The organism is Phormidesmis sp. 146-20 (genome assembly GCF_052939475.1).
The window spans coordinates 108,639-124,837 of the sequence record NZ_JBJPHT010000002.1 but is presented as its reverse complement, the minus strand read 5'-3'; the positions used below and the strand labels follow the sequence as shown (position 1 = coordinate 124,837).

The following is a 16,199-nucleotide window of genomic DNA, read 5'->3' as shown; positions in this document are numbered from 1 at the left end:
TGTGGATATTGATGCAATTTTGCAGCGGTTTGAACGGTTTGGAATTCACTTAGGATTGGAGGCGAGTCAGCGGCTTTTGTCTGCGTTAAACAATCCACACGATCGCGTTCCAATTATTCATGTCGCAGGCAGCAATGGCAAGGGTTCCGTTTGTGCTTATTTGTCATCGGTTTTGACCGAAGCGGGCTATCGAGTTGGACGCTACACATCGCCACATTTAGTTAGCTGGTGTGAACGAATTTGTATTAGCAACCGATCAATTTCTCCAGAAGATTTGCAGCAGGTTTTATCAGAAGTCGAGGCAGCAATTGATCCCGCTTTTTGTCCAACTCAATTTGAGGTAATTACGGCGGCGATGTGGCTTTATTTTGCTCAACAGCAGGTAGAGATTGCCGTGGTCGAAGTGGGATTAGGCGGTCGATTGGATGCGACAAATGTCTGCGATCGTCCCCTTGTCACTATCATTACTTCTCTCAGTCTGGAACATTGGCAACGACTCGGCCCAACCCTTGCAGACATCGCTAGAGAAAAAGCTGGCATCCTTAAGTCCGGCTGTCCCGCCGTAATTGGTCAGATTCCCCCAGAGGCAAAACAGGTCATCGATCGCCGCATCGTCGAAGTCAACTGCCCCGTCATTTACCCCGACCCTGCCACAGATTCAGGCAACGGTTGGGCAGAGTACACCCCTCCCTCCTCCGTCCTCCCTCCTCCGTCCTCCCTCCTCCGTCCTCCGTCCTCCGTCCTCCGTCCTCCGTCCTCCCTCCGTTATCAGCTTCCCCTTCAAGGCGCGATCCAGCGACACAATTCAGCGTTGGCGATCGCCGCTCTACAACTTCTCCAGCAGCAGGGATGGAAGATTTCGGATCAGGCAATCAGGGATGGAATCGCTAAAACTCAGTGGGCAGGAAGGTTGCAGTGGTTTAGATACAAAGAACGCCAAATCCTGATCGATGGGGCCCATAATCCCGCTAGCGCTAAGGTGCTGCGTCAGTTTGTAGAGTCGTTAGACGCTTCTCCTGTGCATTGGGTGATGGGAATGCTTTCGACTAAAGATCATGCGGACGTGTTTAAAGAACTGCTGCGATCGGGCGATTTTCTCTACCTCGTTCCTGTTCCGGGTCACAGTTCTGCCGAGCCTGAAAAACTATCGACGTTAGCCCTACAGATCTGTCCTGATTTGGGTGACTGTAACGTTTATACAGACGTGTTTTCAGGATTAGAAGCAGCGCTACAAAACACCCACAACGAACTGATTGTTTTGTGTGGTTCACTTTATTTGATAGGTCACTTTTTTGTAAAAACAAATCTAAGCTGAGTATCGGTCGTCAATTTTTGCCCGATCGCTTTCCTCAGTTTCCGTTAATAGAATGCGATGTCCGTCAACGATGTCTAACTTTTGAATGGCATCAACATGTATCCCATCTGCAATGCCTTTCCATTTTGCCTTTGCCAAGGTTCTCGCTTCTTTTTGGCTTCCAGCGATCACAAACACGACTTCATGATCTTCACCTAACCGATCGCTTGCCAGTTTGCCTCCCAAAAACACTGCGAATAAGCTCTTTTTCAGCATTTCGGCTCCCAAAAGTTTATACAGCGATCCTAAATCAACCTGAATCCGATGAGTCTTTCGCTAGGATTATCAACTCGATCAGTTCCCTAAATCCTCCAAAATTGGGGGACTTTGACCCTTGGGGTTTCCGCCGCTTTGGGACAATTCATCCTCTGATTCAGCAACGCCTTTTTTTAATGTCAATTCGATAGTCTTGTTCGATTTGGTTACAGTGTTCAGTCGCTTCTAAATTTTCCACCAATCAAGAACTTTCCACCGGAAATCTGGTCTTGAAGCCCCCCAAAATTGGCAGCTTGGGGGCAGAAGACGCGATCAACGAAGCGAAAGGACTTCACCGAACCATCCTTAAAGTTCGAGGAGCATCCAGAAAGTTCAAGGAGCATCTAGATTGAATCATCTACCCGGATCATTCACACTAAATTACGATCGGCCTGCATCAACCATCCATCGAGTCTCTAAAATTAAAATGCCTCAGATTTGTGAGAGGCTGGAAATTCACCATCAGGTGTGAGGCATGACTGGAGAGAACAGACGATGAACATCGTAGAACTATTTCAAAAGGGCGGCGTGACAATGGTGCCGCTGCTGCTGCTCTCGATTTTGGCATTGAGCGCCATTATTGAGCGATCGTGGTTTTGGTTCAATGTCCTCAACAAAGAAAAAGAGACGGTCAATCGGATTCTGGATGCCTCTCGTAAAGACTGGGGGATGTCAACTGAGATTGCACGGCAGGCTTATGACCAACCGATCGCCCGATTTCTCTATGCTGCCCTGCGGCTCCAAGACCCTGACCCAGAACTGTTTCGATTAGCTCTCGAATCGTCTGCTGATGAAGAAATTGTCTCCATGCGGCGAGGCGACAAGATTCTCGAAGCGGTGATTGCCCTGGCTCCGCTGTTGGGCTTGCTAGGGACGGTTCTTGGTTTGATTACGTCACTGGGGTCGATTCGACTGGGCGACATTGGCACCGCATCTACAGCAGGCGTTACAACGGGGATCGGCGAAGCCTTGATCAGCACCGCAACAGGCTTGATCGTGGCGATTCTTGCGGCTGGCTTCTACAGAATTTTTCAGGCACTCATTTTCAATCAGGCCAAGGTCTTCCGTCGCGCTGGCAATGATCTAGAACTGCTCTACCGTCAAAAATGGCAAACCAAAGGAGGGATGAGGGATGAGGGATGAATGTTTGCACCGCTCAAAATTTGCCAAATCATCTCAGCAGGCTGACCCATTCCGTTTAATCGTGCGCCGCTAGTCATAGGTCAAGAACAAACCAAGGGATGTTGATATCGGCGTTGCTGATTGGAGGGATGAATGCGTGGGAAGTGTCAAGCTTTTCGCCCCCTAAATCCCCCAAAATTGGAGGGCTTTGAACCTTGGGTTTCCCTCCGCTTTGGGGCAATTCATCCCACAGTTCAGCAATGCCGTTGATATCCATGAATCAACCCATGAATCGACCAAAGTGACTATTTCATCCCTCATCCCTCATCCCTCATCCCTTATGAAGCTCAACCTAGATTCTCCCAACGACGAGGCGCAGATCCAGATCATTCCGTTGATTGACGTGATCTTCTGCATTCTGGTTTTCTTTATTTTGGCGGCTCTGCAATTAACCCGTCAGCAAGGCATCAACGTCGATCTGCCCAAAGCAGCCACAGGCACCGTGCAGACGCAAGAATCCCTCATGGTCTACATTGATCCCGCAGGGCAGATTTACGTGGATAAACAACCCGTCGATCGTGCCCAACTCTTCCAGGTCGTGCAAAACTATCACCAGCAGCAACCCGAAGGCTTATTGGTTCTTAGTGCTTCTCAAACGGCACTCTATAACGATGTGATTCAAGTGCTAGACATTTTACGAACGGTGGGGGGCGATCGGGCTGCTCTCTCCACAGCCCCCCCTCCAAGTGGTCAACCGTCTCCCACTCCAACCACTCCCGCGCCTCTTGTAACCCCTGGCATCAACCCTCCTGTCGCTCCCGGCGGCACCGATCTGTTTGGAAACCCGATCGCACCCAATCCCGGCGGCTTACAAACGACCCCAACTCCCCTTTCTCCTCAGCCAACCCTTCCTCCAGGCTCCGGAACTCAGCCCAACACAGAGCCTTCGCCACTTCCACCCCAGTAGACCTGAATTCGATGAATCTTTTTGCGCTCTTTAATGTCGTAGGAGATCTTGGTAATGACCAGCACAAGTGAGAGACTTTAATCTAGAATTCTCATGCAAAAGTTTCTCAGAATGAGGAGTTGAGGGGCAGAAGAATTGAACAACGAAGCAGAAAACCTCAGTGAAAAACTTCATCGAATTGACGTTTAGATATTGACGTTTAGATAAGGTTTCTCGTTCAAAATTTCTCACTTATGGAGGATTTAGGAGACAATCCGACTCTGAAACCAAAGCGAAAGACTTCATCAAGTTCACATTAAACCCAATTCACATTAAAAAAGGTAGACGAATCGCCTACCCATTGGGAAGTTGGATCTTCTTGAGATTAGAAATCTTAGCTTTGACGAAGCTTTTCTAAAACGCTGCGGTCTTCTAGCGTGGAGGTGTCACCCGAAATTTCGACCCCGCTAGCCAGATCGCGGAGGAGTCGTCGCATAATTTTGCCCGATCGCGTCTTGGGTAAAGCGTCAGCAAATCGGATTTCACCCGGACGAGCGATCGCGCCAATCTCGTTGACCACATGTTTTTTGAGTGCTTTGGCCAGGTCATCGCTGGGCTGATGATCGCCCTCCAACGTGACAAAGGCTACAATGTCTTGCCCTTTTACTTCGTCGGGTTTGCCCACGACAGCGGCTTCTGCGACAGCGGGATGAGACACCAGAGCAGATTCAACTTCCATTGTGCCTAGCCTGTGTCCGGCGACATTGATCACGTCATCCACGCGACCCATCACCCAAAAGTAGCCGTCTTCATCTTGTCGGGCCCCGTCTCCTGCAAAGTAGGTGTAGTGCCCTTCTTTAACTGGAATGTGTTCCCAGTAAGTTTTGCGGAAGCGATCGGGGTCGCCAAAGACCGTTCGCATCATGCCCGGCCAGGGATGCCGAATCGCTAAATACCCCCCCTCATTCGTCGGCACAGAATCGCCGTCCAGATTGACGACATCCGCCAAAATTCCCGGAAAAGGCAGCGTCGCAGATCCAGGTTTGGTCGGAATGGCACCCGGCAAAGCAGTAATCATAATGCCGCCTGTTTCGGTTTGCCACCAGGTATCGACGATCGGACATTTTTCTCCTCCAATCACGGTGTGATACCACATCCAGGCTTCGGGATTGATGGGTTCGCCGACGGTTCCCAACAGCCTCAAGGAAGACAAATCGCGCGCTTTGGGATGTTCGTCGCCCATTTTGATGAAGGCTCGAATCGCTGTGGGAGCGGTATAGAGAATCGTGACCTTGTGTTTTTCAATCACATCCCAAAAGCAGCCTGGGTTTGAGGCGCGAGGGGCCCCTTCATACATGACGGTGGTGGCTCCGTTGGAAAGTGGCCCATAGACGACATAGCTATGCCCTGTGATCCAGCCTATGTCAGCAGTACACCAATAAACATCCGATTCCTGGAGGTCAAAAATCCATTTGGCGGTGATGTGGGCGTAGAGATTGTAGCCGCCTGTCGTATGAACGACTCCTTTGGGCTTGCCTGTGCTGCCGGACGTGTAGAGAATGAACAGCATATCTTCGCTATCCATCGGTTCGGCAGGGCATTCGGCAGAAACTTCTGTTTCGAGATCGTGCCACCAAAAATCCTGGCCGTCTTTCATCTCGATTTCTTGAGCGGTGCGCTTGACAACCAAAACTTTTTCGACAGGCACATTGGGATGAGAAAGGGCTTTGTCGACCTGAGTTTTGAGCGGCACGATCGCATCCTTTCGCCAGCCTCCATCTGCGGTGACAACGACTTTGACCTGACCATCGATCAAGCGATCGCGCAGCGCTTCGGCACTAAACCCCCCAAATACGACCGTGTGGGCGGCTCCAATTCGAGTACAGGCCAGCATGGCGATCGCCGCTTCTGGAATCATCGGCATATACAATCCGACCACATCGCCTTTTTTAACACCCAGATGTTTGAGAACGTTGGCAAACTTACAAACCTGCTGGTGGAGTTGGGCATAGGTCAGCGTCAGGGTATCTCCGGGTTCACCTTCCCAGACGATCGCGGGCTTGTCAGGACGAGTGGTGAGATGGCGATCGAGGCAGTTGTAAGACAGATTCGTTTTACCATTGACAAACCATCGGGCAAAAGGGGGATTGCTCCAGTCCAGCACCGTATCCCAGGGGTGAAACCAATGCAATTCTTGAGTGGCTAAATCTGCCCAAAATTTTTGCGGGTCGGCTTGAGCGCGATCGACCAGTTGCTGATAGTCTTCTAAACTTTTGATGGTGGCTTTTTGTGAGAACTCAGCCGAGGGAGGAAAGACGCGATCTTCGTGCAGAGTGGATTCAATATTGGATTCAGCCATTTTGTCAGGTTTATCAGAATTAGGATCTTCTCTAAAAAAACGATACTGGTTTCTGGGGAGCGATCAACCAACAGGAATCTTGAGTTTCGTGAATTACTGATCATCAGGGCTTGAGAACAGTGCTTCCAGGTCTTGATAGCCACTCACCACCCGCAAGATCTCTATTTCATTGTCAATGAGGCGATAGAAAATTAGATAGCGATCAAGCGAAACACTTCTCAACCCAGAAGCCAGGTCATCTCGTTTGCGTCCTATTTGTGGGAAACGGGTGAGGTTAGTGAGCTTTTGATCAAGTTGTCTGAGAAATTGGTCAGAGGCAGCATGGCTACGAGTGCCTGCAACAAAGTCCAGAATCTTCTCAATATCTCGACTTGCTGGAGCAGTTAATCTATATTGCTGACTCATTCTTCGATCGATTGCGCTTGCTGTTGTATTTTCTGTTGCAGTTTTTCTCGCAGTTGGTTCATAAATGTTTCGCCATCAATGACTTCCCCACGTTCTGATGCATCTAGTCCAATCTGAATTTCGCGCTGAAGTTCTTCAAATCGTCCTTTGTAGATGCGTTCTCGTTCTTCCAAAAGCTTGACTCCAGCATCAACCACTTCACTAATCGAGGAGAACTTACCGATCGCGATTTGTTGTTGAATAAACTGTTCAGTTTCGGGGGTGAGTGAGATGTCCATAGTTGACTGAGACTGAGGAGAGTTCTTCTTATTTTAGCGATCGATTTCAAGGAGTCTTGAGTTTCGTATTCCGGTTCAAAGTCCCTCACGGGTGGGGAATCTAGAAAGCTGCCCGGAGTAATTATCGCAGAGAAAGATTAGTCTAGCGCCCGATCGCTTTTCTCCAAGCCTGAATCTGTAACTGTGCGGCTGCGTAGGCCTCGGTGCGGGGGGGAATTTTTTGAGCCGTGGCGATCGCGCCCAAAACGTCTGTGTCAGCTTGAACGATCGCCGCCTGCAAAATCTGCTGACTCCATTGAGTGATTGCCTGATTAGCCTCCGTTCGTAGAGAAGTCGTCCCTGGCACCCCATCTGCTAATCGAATTGCCTCTGACAACGCATCCGGCGTGCCCCCATTGGCCGCATCTCTGGCTGCTTGCAGGTTGCTTTGGGCTTGAATGCGGTTTTGCCAGTTTTGCACTTTTGCCTGAGCATTATCGTAAAGTGCACTGCCAGAATTGACCTGTTGGGCTGCCGTGATCGCACTCGGCAAATCTCCGGCATCCGCCAACGTGTCCGCCTGATCGAGAATTGGCTGGTCTTGCAGTCGAGCAATCTGCGATCGCCACTGCCCAATTTTGCCCTGAGCCTCGTCGTAGAGCGATCGTCCTGATGTGATCCGTCTGGCCTCGTCGATCGCCGACTGTAACCCATTCACATCGCCATTGCTGGCCATTTGAGTTGCCTGGTCGAGAATCGGCCGATCCTGCATCTCTTGCATCTGACTCGAAACTTGACTGACCAGTTGTTGCGCTTCTTTAGACCGAGGATTGTCAGACGGAACGAGAGACGCTTGCGCGATCGCCTCCGCCAAATCATCTGATCTACCCGATTGAGCCAGTTGCCGCGCTCGTTCTAGTTGTGCCACATCACTCTTTTCTAGCTGCCAACGGGCGATCAGTTTTTGGGCTTTATCGTAGTAAGGGCGGCCCAATTGGAGATCTTGGGCTTGAGCGATCGCCGCCTCAATGTCTGCCGCCGTACCACCCCAGGCTTTTGACTGCGCTCGTGCAATCACATCAAAATCTTCGACCTCACGCTGCAACTTTGTATTCGGTGGAATCTTGCTAATGATATCTAGCGCGCCTGACAGGTCTTTGCGATCGAGTCTGGCCTGAGCCAAATCCATCATTTCTTGACCTACCTTGGCAACGGTTTCTTGAGCTTCCTGGTAGACATAGCTCTTTTCATCAATGCTAGAAATCAGTTTGACCGCTTCGAGTAGATTGGTTACGCCGCCGCGATCGATCAAGTCTTTTGCTTTGGCTAACTTACTAATGTCCTGACGAGTCGCTGTAATGATGGTGGTAAGTTCTTGATACTTGGTGGTTTGCCAGAAGTTATTGTCGATCGACAGCAACCGGGCCGCCTCCGAAGAAGCCTTACGCCAGTTTTGTTTTCGCAGCGCGTCTTCAACTCGACCATAGATAATCTCTGCTTCAGCCCAAATGCCCTGCCACTTCTCAATCCGCTTCTCAATCTGGTCGTGGGCGCTGGTGTTGTTGGGAATCTTGCGAGCCACGTCGATCGCTTCCTTGAGTTTTCCGGCGTGAAATGCTTCATCTGCAAGCCCTAAAATATCTTCGGCCCACTGCTCGACCAGACGGTTTACTTCGTCATGAAGGGGATGGTCAGGCGGCAAACTGTTGACTAATTTAATCGCTTCGAGCAGGTCATTAACGGTTTGTTTGTTAGCGGCAAGCTGGGCACAGTGCATTCGCAGCGAGGCCGAGGCCAGCGGCCAAAAAATTGCGGGACAGTTGGGAACGGCAGGTAGCTTAAACAGGAACCCGATCGAGAAAGCGGTCAACCCCGTCGTCATGACCAATCCCAAAATGACAGCCGTCTTCCAGTTGCGGAGCCGTTTCCAGGTCGCTTCGGGTGGAGTGTCAGGCGGACTATCTCGATCAAGCGTCTGCTTTGAGGAATCGGTCTCTGAGGAAGACGTTTGCCTTGTAGAGGCCTTGTGCGAACGGTCTAGATTTTGAGACGATAAGTTGGCCGCCTTCCTGCGGGGCTGAGGCTGCGAAGGTTTCGGAATCCGCCGATTAGGAATGCCGCGATCTCTAGTCATAGCCACCGTAAAAACTGCGCGATTGCCAAGGATATCTTAAACCGCAAAGCAATAGATGCAATCCTACTCTTCATCTTGAAAAAAAGCCAACTTTGGAGGGATGGGAGGAGGAGGGAGGAGGGAGGAGGGAGGAGGGAGGAGGGGATGAGAGGGGGATTTAGGTGTTGAGTTTTGGACTCTGAACTTAAGATCTGAACTTAAGATATGAGGAGTCCTCTGGGTGTTAAGGTTCGGTTTCTAAATTTTGAACTTGGAACAACACCCGACGTGAACATTGGTCTTCATCCCTCATCCCTTCTTCTCTAGTTCTCCTTTGTCGATATGATCAGATCCGCACAGAACTGAGAGGAAGCCGTTATGGAAGCATTGCCAACAGAGCTACAGTTGTCGGGGAAGGTGGCGATCGTCACAGGTGCGTCACGGGGAATCGGTCGATCGACGGCGCTGGCGTTGGCATCGGAGGGTGCGAAGGTGGTCGTTAACTACGCCAGTTCTAGCGGGGCGGCTGAAAAAGTGGTCGAGGAGATTTCTGCATTGGGAAGTGAGGCGATCGCGGTCGCTGCGGATGTTTCTAAAGCGGATCAGGTCGATGCGCTGGTCGAATCTGCGATGACAAAGTGGGGCAGAGTGGATGTGTTAGTCAACAATGCTGGCATTACTCGCGATACGCTGCTGTTGAGAATGAAGCTAGAAGACTGGCAAGCGGTCATGGATTTAAACTTGACGGGCGTGTTTTTGTGTACCAGAGCCGTCAGTAAGATTATGTTGAAGCAGCGATCGGGGCGCATTGTCAACATTACGTCGGTCGCGGGCCAGATGGGCAATCCGGGACAGGCAAATTATAGTGCGGCAAAAGCGGGAGTGATTGGCTTTACGCGCACTGTGGCTAAAGAGCTTGCTAGTCGGGGCATTACAGTTAATGCGGTCGCACCGGGATTCATCACAACCGACATGACGAATGATCTGAAGTCGGATGAGATTCTCAAATACATTCCGCTAGGTCGCTATGGTCAGCCCGAAGAGGTCGCCGGAATGATCCGATTTTTGGCTGCGTCTCCAGCAGCCTCTTACATCACGGGACAGGTCTTTAACGTGGATGGCGGTATGGTGATGGCTTAGGAATTTTGAGGAAATGAGCGGCGATCGCCTTTGACCTCGACAAAAATTTGCGCCAGAGTTGCAAGTTCTGAAATGGAATGAGTTTGATTCCTTGATTTCTCATTCCTCGATCGCTAGTCCAGTTTGAATTCCTCAAAGTCTGGAGTGCCGTAGATCATTTCGCGATCGACCGCCGATAGAACTCGATTGTTTGACCGATCGCGACTCACACAGCGACAGACTAGCTGCGCCACATCCGCCCGATGAATCGTCCCCGCAATTTTGGGATCTTCGGTCAAGATGCCGTTGCCAGTCGCAGGTTCAGATTTGAGTCCGCCTGGTCGAACGATCGTGTAAATCAATCCACTCTGGACTAAATGCTGTTCGGCTTTCTCCTTTTCTTTGAGAACTTCACCCAGGGTTTGCAGAGCTTGAGGCGGCAGAGCCACCGCACTTTCACCACTGCCGATCGACGTGACTAAGATAAATCTGCGAACGTCCGCTTTTACGGCTGCATCAATTAAATTTTTGTTGCCCAGATAGTCGGCGCGTTCTCCATCCTGGGGCTTGCCGCCGATCGTGCTGATTACGGTGTCGATGGAAGTTCCGCTCATGGCTGACTCAACTTGATCGAGACTCATGGCATCGGCGATCGTGACTTCAATTCCCAAGGCTTGCAATTCGGGGGCGGCGGCTTGAGATCTGAGCAGTGCCTTTAGGCTGAGATTTTGCGCCGTCAGACCCTTGGCAATTTCTCGACCGACTCCTCGACTGGCTCCTGCTAAAAAAATTGTCATGCTCAATTCCTGGTAAAGGTTACGCTGATTAAACTTTGGAGCAGTTTTGTGTGCCCATCGATCAGATAACTTATGCTGTAGAGAGTGTCGATCGCAAGTCGGAAACCTGATCCCCTTTGAGTAGAGATAGCCGTCCCCTGAGCGACGATGGGATCTGCTTCAATTAAGATAGTTTATTTCATTTCCAGGAGTCTGCTGTGAACCAGAACAGCCTCAACAATCTTCAACTGAGTATCACTGGCTTTGGTCGCCTGCTGACCCTGATTGGGTTTGTCTGGTTGCTGACGGCGCTGGGGTTGGGATGGTTGATTAAGTCGTTTTTTGTTTTGTTGGGTCTGCTGTTGTTGGCTCCGGTGGTGGCGTTTTTTGCGTTTCAGTGGTGGCTCAAGAAAAACCTGGTTCAGGCGGCTTGTCCGGTTTGTAGCTATGAGTTTGCGGGCATCAATCAGGCTGACATTCAATGTCCTAGCTGTGGGGAGCCGTTGCAGGTCGAGCAGGGACGCTTTAAGCGAATGACTCCTTCGGGTACGATCGATGTCGAAGCAGTAGAAGTGTCAGCCCAAGTCATTGACGAAGGGTAAAGATGAAGATTAAGGACGAAGGTTAGAACATTCTGAGGGTTAAAACATTCTTTAGTCTAATAAAATTTGTTCCAAAAAAAGAGGGATCAGCTACCAGGCTCACCCCTTTTTTTAGCTTTAACTTGCTAAGAAATTCTAGATTTCTTCTTCCTCAAAACAAGGAAAAGATTCTTCGTCATCCATTCGAGCAACGACGATCGCGCAGAAAGCAAACGCCAAAACAAAGGGCATTGGGGACGACATAAAATAGCCTGACGCAGCGGCAATGAAGGTACTTACAAGAGCGCTGAGACACCAGATTCTTTCTTCGGTGCTAAGACCTTTTTCTGCCTTGATGGACTTGAGTACCTGAGTGGGAATCGGGACAGGCATCACTGCATTTGGAGGAAACGCCCAATAGCTCGATCGCTCGACAAACCAATCAGTCCAGCCGTTATCTTGGCACCAATCAGCAATCCATTGTTCGCAATAGTGATTTATGTTCCAGGGCTTAAGAAAAGAGGTCATCTGGGGTTCTAAAAAAGAGGGAATACAGTTGGTTTGAGTGAGCGGATTTGGAGATTAGCGATTCCTAACTTTCAGAAATGCTGACTGAGATAGATTGTCTAAAGTGTTGAGTTGCTTTTGAGGAAGAGCCGCAATGACTCGTAAATTCTCAGACAGCAAATGAACCGGATGAATTACCCGTCAATATTCTGACAATAGCAAAGGCATTTCTGGGATGGACTCGAAAGACAATAAAGTTTACTTTGCTGACGATTCTTGCAAACTTCTGTAATCATTGCTTGTAAATTGCTTACAGAGTCAAATTTCTAACGTTACAAAAAATCACTCTGAGGGCAGACTCACCGCTTCTACAGGCACAAATTCCAGTCGATAGCGATAAAGCGCTACAGGTCTTTCGCCCGTTTTGAAGTAATCAGGATCTTGAGAAGACAAATAGACCGCCGTCATCTGGTCAGCGACGACCCCTTGCGGGTAACTCGAAGAGATCGCAGGCGTTCTTCTCTCCTCACTCCTGTCTCCTCTCTCCTCACTTTCTCCTCTCTCCTCACTTCTCCGATAAGCTGTCGTCGTCTCGACCTGATTGAGATAGGGTTGGGAACTGCCGCGAAAAACCTGCTGAAAGATTTCTGTCGTGATGAATTGATTCAAAGCAGGCGTTTCAACAGCTCTGGCGTTGACGATCGACACTAGCTGACGATCATCTCTCAACAGCGTAATTTGCCGATTGGGAGACTCTGGATCGACTTTGACCGCCAAAACCGCTCGATCGCCCAGATAAGCCTTTGCCAAATTCAAACCATTGAAGGCGCGATCGGCGACAACTTCTGGGGTTCGTGACCGTTGTTGCAGCGATTTGAGGGCGGCAGCAATGCGATTTTTGGCAGACCCTTGTTTAACAAACCGCACATCAAACTTAACGGGCTGATTTAAATAGTCACGATTGCTCTCAAAGCCGGGAGTGACCACTTCTGGAGCGAGGGGTGCAACCAAATCGACGAGCGTACTGGTGACGTGCCAGGTTCCTTTAAGCCAGGTGGGATAGATCAGATCGCCCTGAGCCGTTTGGATGGGCGGTTTGGACTGCCATTGAGGAAAAGCAGCCACTCGATCGGACAACACACCCGCCTGAACTGGAAAACTCCAGATCAAATAGAGAAAGGCAAAAATGAGGCTGTAAATAAATCTTCTGACCGTTCTAGCGTCTTGAGGGCCCATAGCAGTCCGATGCGATCGATTACCCTCACTTTACCGTTCACCGGATCTTTTTTCTGCGCGCCTCATTTTTGCGATCGAACCAGAACCACTCTTCATCTGACATCGATTTTGCAATTTGAATACGCTGAACTGCCCAACTTAAATATTCGGCACTGAGATCACAGCCTAGCCATTTTCGTCCCAATTGTTCGGCGACGACGGCGGTCGTTCCGGAGCCTAGAAAGGGATCAACAATCACATCGCCTCTTTGAGAAGACGCTAACAAAAACTTTCTGACTAATTCTTCTGGTTTTTGAGTCAGATGATTTGTTTTCTCATCCATTCCATTACAAGTTGTCGGAATCTCAATTACGTCTCTTGGTTTTGCGCCTTTGGGATTAGGGTGCCAAATTTTTTCATGACTTCCATATTGACTCGTCTCGGCTTGAGGTCGATCGGGATACTTTAGCGTGTGTTCGCTATAGAGAATCCGCACGTTTTCTACATTCATATAGAATTTTTTGGTCTTTCTAAAATGCAGAATGCTTTCGTGCGATCGTCCCCAATCGTTAGACAAATTTGCTTTGTTTTTGTAGTGCCATACTAGCCAGCGACAACCCTGAAAATATTGAGAAGCAGGTAACTTCAAATCCGCCAAAATTTCAGAGAATCCACAAATATAAACGGTGCCCGTCGGTTTGAGAATTCGGGCAACTTGTTCGATCCATTTTAGTGACCATTCGACGTAGATCTGCTGGGATTCAAAGGTGTCCCATTCTGCTTTTTTAAGATTGTAAGGAGGGTCAGCAAACACCAGATCGACCGAGTTGGAATCTAGTGATTTTAGCCAAACGATCGCGTCTCCTAACCAAATTTCTCCATTGGCGTGAGTGTAAAACGATCGAGGCGAGTCTAAAGCATTCATGCAGCAAAAATTGGGGTGACAAAACTCATTTTCCCCGGATCACCCCAACTTTCTAAACTTCTTCTAAACCATCGAAACAGCCGCTTTGAGCGCAAAGATTTTTTCAATCACATCAGCCACAACTTTATCGGGTGTCGAAGCGCCAGACGTAATGCCTACCACGATTTCACCATCGGGAAGCCAATTTTTGGTGACTTCGAGATCCCGATGCAAAGGTTTGTGTTCGATACGATCGCTCGACAAAATTCGATCCACACAATCAATGTGATAAGAGGGAATGGAACGATCGATCGCAATCTCTTGCAAGTGGGTTGTGTTTGAAGAATTGTAGCCGCCAATCACGATCATCAAATCTAGCTTTTCATCCACTAACTCAAACATGGCATCTTGACGCTCTTGAGTCGCATCGCAAATCGTGTTAAAGCTGAGGAAGTGTTGACTGAGTTGATCGGGGCCATACTTCCGCATCATGGTGTGTTCAAATAGCTTGCCAATCTGCTCTGTTTCGCCCTTCAACATCGTGGTTTGGTTAGCGATACCAATTTGTTGTAGATCGCGATCGGGATCGAATCCTAATGACGTTGAATTCTTGAATTTGTTGAGAAATTCTGTGCGTTGGCGAAGCCTCTCGCTCTGCGAACCGCCGCCATTCAAAATATAGTTCGCGACGTATTCCGCTTCCTTCAGATTCAGCACGATTAAGTAAGTGCCCGCAAAGGAACTAGTGGCGATCGTTTCTTCGTGGTTATATTTGCCGTGAATGATTGATGTGTGAGCAACTTTTTTATGTTTTTCGACTGTATTCCAGACCTTTGAAACCCAGGGACAGGTCGTATCGACGATCGTACAGCCGCGATCATTTAACAATTGCATTTCCTGCACACTTGCCCCAAACGCGGGAAGGATGACAACATCGCCATGCTCAATCCCAGAAAAATCTTTTTCACCCGCGATCAATTCAATAAAATGCACATTCATCTCGCGCAAACGCTGATTGACCGAGGGATTGTGAATAATTTCATTGGTAATCCAAATCCGCTCAGTGGGAAAGTGCTGCCTCGTCTCATACGCCATCGCCACGGCTCGTTCGACTCCCCAACAAAACCCAAACGCCTGCGCTAATCGAATCGTCACGTTGCCGCGTTTTAAGGTGTACTGACTCTCGCGAATCTGCTGAATCAGGTCGCTCTGGTACTCAGAATCCATCACGTCTGAAACTTCGGCATCGTGGCCAAACCCTTTGCGGTGGTAGTTTTCAGAACTGTTGAGCGATCGCTTAAATGCTTTGGTGTCCATCGGGCTTCCTTGAGATGACGCGACTAGTGATGATCATAGGACGAATTGAGCGTAGGGACTAGCTTTCGGATTTTGAGGTGTCCAATTCCAACTGGCTAAAGGTTTGAATCGCCGATCGCCACACCAGATAACCTTGAGAACTCAGGTGCAGTCCATCAGTAGTTAGTTCTGATCGCAGGTAACCTTCGTTGTCTACAAAAAGTGGTTGTAAGTCCAGATAAGAAACGTTGGCGGACTGAGTGATCGCAGCAATTTTTTGATTTAAATCATGAATTCGCTTGTTAGAAATATCGAGTAAGCGATCGCGTTTTTCGTTGGTTGACTTGTTAGCGTGAGGCAGGATTGATTGAACAATAATTCTACTTTTGGGATGAGCCTCTTTGAGATCCTGAACGATTTTTTGATAATTTTCTAACAAGTCTTGGTCAGAGATGCCTTTGACAAGATCATTAATACCAATCATCAAAAAGATTGCTTGAGGCTCTGTTTTTTCAAAAAGATTCAAGCGCTTGAGCAATCCCGCAGAGGTTTCGCCTGATATCCCTTGATTGAGCCAGGTACGATCGCTGGGCAACAACTCCGGTGGAAACCACAAACTCAGCGAATCCCCAACCAAAACGGTTAAGCGATCGGGCTTATTTTTGACCGCAGCCTTCGCTTCTTTGTCTAACAAATCAACCCATTGTTCATAGGTCAATTGTTGTCGTGACTCCAGCTTAGAAACGATGTCAGCAGCTTCTTGAGCATCCGTTGTCGAAGCAGGAAGCGGCGTAATTTTGATCCGCGATGAATTGCTCGGAGACTCATTTCTCAACAACAATAAAGCCACCGTCGCCAGCAGCAAACCATTCGTCACTAACGATATCAACGCCCAGGCGGGAAAAGATTTAGAGTTTGCCACGGCCATAAGAGGAAAGGAGGAGGGAGGAGGGAGGAGGGAGGAGGGATGAAAAAAGAAGGTTAGTTATT

17 protein-coding genes are annotated in these 16,199 nt (G+C 49.1%); 5 read left to right on the top strand and 12 right to left on the bottom strand.

Translation table 11 applies throughout. The features are described from left to right. Nucleotide 1: 1 nt before the first annotated feature. On the top strand, nucleotides 2-1,315 hold the full coding sequence (locus ACKFKH_RS02680) for a bifunctional folylpolyglutamate synthase/dihydrofolate synthase (protein WP_446856684.1): 1,314 nt from the start codon (nucleotides 2-4) through the stop codon (nucleotides 1,313-1,315). On the opposite strand, the gene ACKFKH_RS02675 is transcribed toward ACKFKH_RS02680, so the two are convergent. Continuing rightward, on the bottom strand, nucleotides 1,307-1,570 hold the full coding sequence (locus ACKFKH_RS02675; protein WP_446856683.1) for a DUF1543 domain-containing protein: 264 nt from the start codon (nucleotides 1,568-1,570) through the stop codon (nucleotides 1,307-1,309). The two genes, ACKFKH_RS02680 and ACKFKH_RS02675, sit on opposite strands and share 9 nt — an antisense overlap. Nucleotides 1,571-2,104: 534 nt before the next feature. Between ACKFKH_RS02675 and ACKFKH_RS02670 the strand changes: the two genes are divergently transcribed. Continuing rightward, entirely contained in the window at nucleotides 2,105-2,752 is a 648-nt protein-coding gene (locus ACKFKH_RS02670) for a MotA/TolQ/ExbB proton channel family protein (protein WP_446856682.1), read from the top strand. 73 nt (nucleotides 2,753-2,825) lie between these two features. Here ACKFKH_RS02670 and ACKFKH_RS02665 read toward each other — a convergent pair whose 3' ends face one another. Continuing rightward, nucleotides 2,826-3,008: a hypothetical protein gene (locus ACKFKH_RS02665; protein WP_446856681.1), complete on the bottom strand. Its 183-nt coding sequence runs from the start codon at nucleotides 3,006-3,008 to the stop codon at nucleotides 2,826-2,828. 63 nt (nucleotides 3,009-3,071) lie between these two features. On the opposite strand from ACKFKH_RS02665, the gene ACKFKH_RS02660 reads away from it, so the two are divergent. Then, complete coding sequence (locus ACKFKH_RS02660) at nucleotides 3,072-3,698, top strand: ExbD/TolR family protein (RefSeq protein ID WP_446856680.1); 627 nt, start codon at nucleotides 3,072-3,074, stop codon at nucleotides 3,696-3,698. A 373-nt stretch (nucleotides 3,699-4,071) separates the two neighbouring features. On the opposite strand, the gene acs is transcribed toward ACKFKH_RS02660, so the two are convergent. The 4 genes from acs to ACKFKH_RS02640 all read right to left on the bottom strand — a co-directional run bounded on the left by acs (nucleotide 4,072) and on the right by ACKFKH_RS02640 (nucleotide 8,838). Further along, the gene (gene acs, locus ACKFKH_RS02655) at nucleotides 4,072-6,036 is read right to left on the bottom strand and encodes an acetate--CoA ligase (RefSeq protein ID WP_446856679.1); all 1,965 of its coding nucleotides are present in this window, start codon (nucleotides 6,034-6,036) and stop codon (nucleotides 4,072-4,074) included. A gap of 93 nt (nucleotides 6,037-6,129) precedes the next feature. Further along, entirely contained in the window at nucleotides 6,130-6,441 is a 312-nt protein-coding gene (locus tag ACKFKH_RS02650) for a type II toxin-antitoxin system RelE/ParE family toxin (protein WP_446856678.1), read from the bottom strand. Next, nucleotides 6,438-6,719: a type II toxin-antitoxin system ParD family antitoxin gene (locus tag ACKFKH_RS02645; RefSeq protein WP_446856677.1), complete on the bottom strand. Its 282-nt coding sequence runs from the start codon at nucleotides 6,717-6,719 to the stop codon at nucleotides 6,438-6,440. The genes ACKFKH_RS02650 and ACKFKH_RS02645 overlap by 4 nt, the downstream gene beginning before the upstream one ends. 142 nt (nucleotides 6,720-6,861) lie before the next feature. Then, on the bottom strand, nucleotides 6,862-8,838 hold the full coding sequence (locus ACKFKH_RS02640; RefSeq protein WP_446856676.1) for a hypothetical protein: 1,977 nt from the start codon (nucleotides 8,836-8,838) through the stop codon (nucleotides 6,862-6,864). 351 nt (nucleotides 8,839-9,189) lie between these two features. Between ACKFKH_RS02640 and fabG the strand changes: the two genes are divergently transcribed. Continuing rightward, nucleotides 9,190-9,951 carry a 3-oxoacyl-[acyl-carrier-protein] reductase gene (fabG, locus tag ACKFKH_RS02635; protein ID WP_446856675.1) on the top strand — a complete coding sequence of 254 codons (762 nt, stop codon included), beginning with the start codon at nucleotides 9,190-9,192 and terminating at the stop codon, nucleotides 9,949-9,951. Nucleotides 9,952-10,064: 113 nt separating this feature from the next. On the opposite strand, the gene ACKFKH_RS02630 is transcribed toward fabG, so the two are convergent. Beyond that, the gene (locus ACKFKH_RS02630) at nucleotides 10,065-10,727 is read right to left on the bottom strand and encodes an SDR family oxidoreductase (protein WP_446856674.1); all 663 of its coding nucleotides are present in this window, start codon (nucleotides 10,725-10,727) and stop codon (nucleotides 10,065-10,067) included. Nucleotides 10,728-10,924: 197 nt separating this feature from the next. On the opposite strand from ACKFKH_RS02630, the gene ACKFKH_RS02625 reads away from it, so the two are divergent. Continuing rightward, nucleotides 10,925-11,308, top strand: a complete 384-nt coding sequence (locus tag ACKFKH_RS02625; RefSeq protein WP_446856673.1) for a DUF2614 family zinc ribbon-containing protein — start codon at nucleotides 10,925-10,927, stop codon at nucleotides 11,306-11,308. Nucleotides 11,309-11,443: 135 nt separating this feature from the next. On the opposite strand, the gene ACKFKH_RS02620 is transcribed toward ACKFKH_RS02625, so the two are convergent. The 5 genes from ACKFKH_RS02620 to ACKFKH_RS02600 form a co-directional block, all read right to left on the bottom strand. Next, on the bottom strand, nucleotides 11,444-11,815 hold the full coding sequence (locus ACKFKH_RS02620) for a slr1957 family protein (protein WP_446856672.1): 372 nt from the start codon (nucleotides 11,813-11,815) through the stop codon (nucleotides 11,444-11,446). Nucleotides 11,816-12,136: 321 nt separating this feature from the next. Continuing rightward, the gene (locus ACKFKH_RS02615) at nucleotides 12,137-13,030 is read right to left on the bottom strand and encodes a DUF6816 family protein (RefSeq protein ID WP_446856671.1); all 894 of its coding nucleotides are present in this window, start codon (nucleotides 13,028-13,030) and stop codon (nucleotides 12,137-12,139) included. Between the two features lie 37 nt (nucleotides 13,031-13,067). Further along, complete coding sequence (locus tag ACKFKH_RS02610; protein WP_446856670.1) at nucleotides 13,068-13,934, bottom strand: DNA-methyltransferase; 867 nt, start codon at nucleotides 13,932-13,934, stop codon at nucleotides 13,068-13,070. Between the two features lie 63 nt (nucleotides 13,935-13,997). Beyond that, entirely contained in the window at nucleotides 13,998-15,230 is a 1,233-nt protein-coding gene (locus ACKFKH_RS02605; protein WP_446856669.1) for a 4-hydroxy-3-methylbut-2-enyl diphosphate reductase, read from the bottom strand. Nucleotides 15,231-15,288: 58 nt separating this feature from the next. Continuing rightward, the gene (locus ACKFKH_RS02600; protein ID WP_446856668.1) at nucleotides 15,289-16,131 is read right to left on the bottom strand and encodes an SGNH/GDSL hydrolase family protein; all 843 of its coding nucleotides are present in this window, start codon (nucleotides 16,129-16,131) and stop codon (nucleotides 15,289-15,291) included. Nucleotides 16,132-16,199 lie beyond the last annotated feature (68 nt).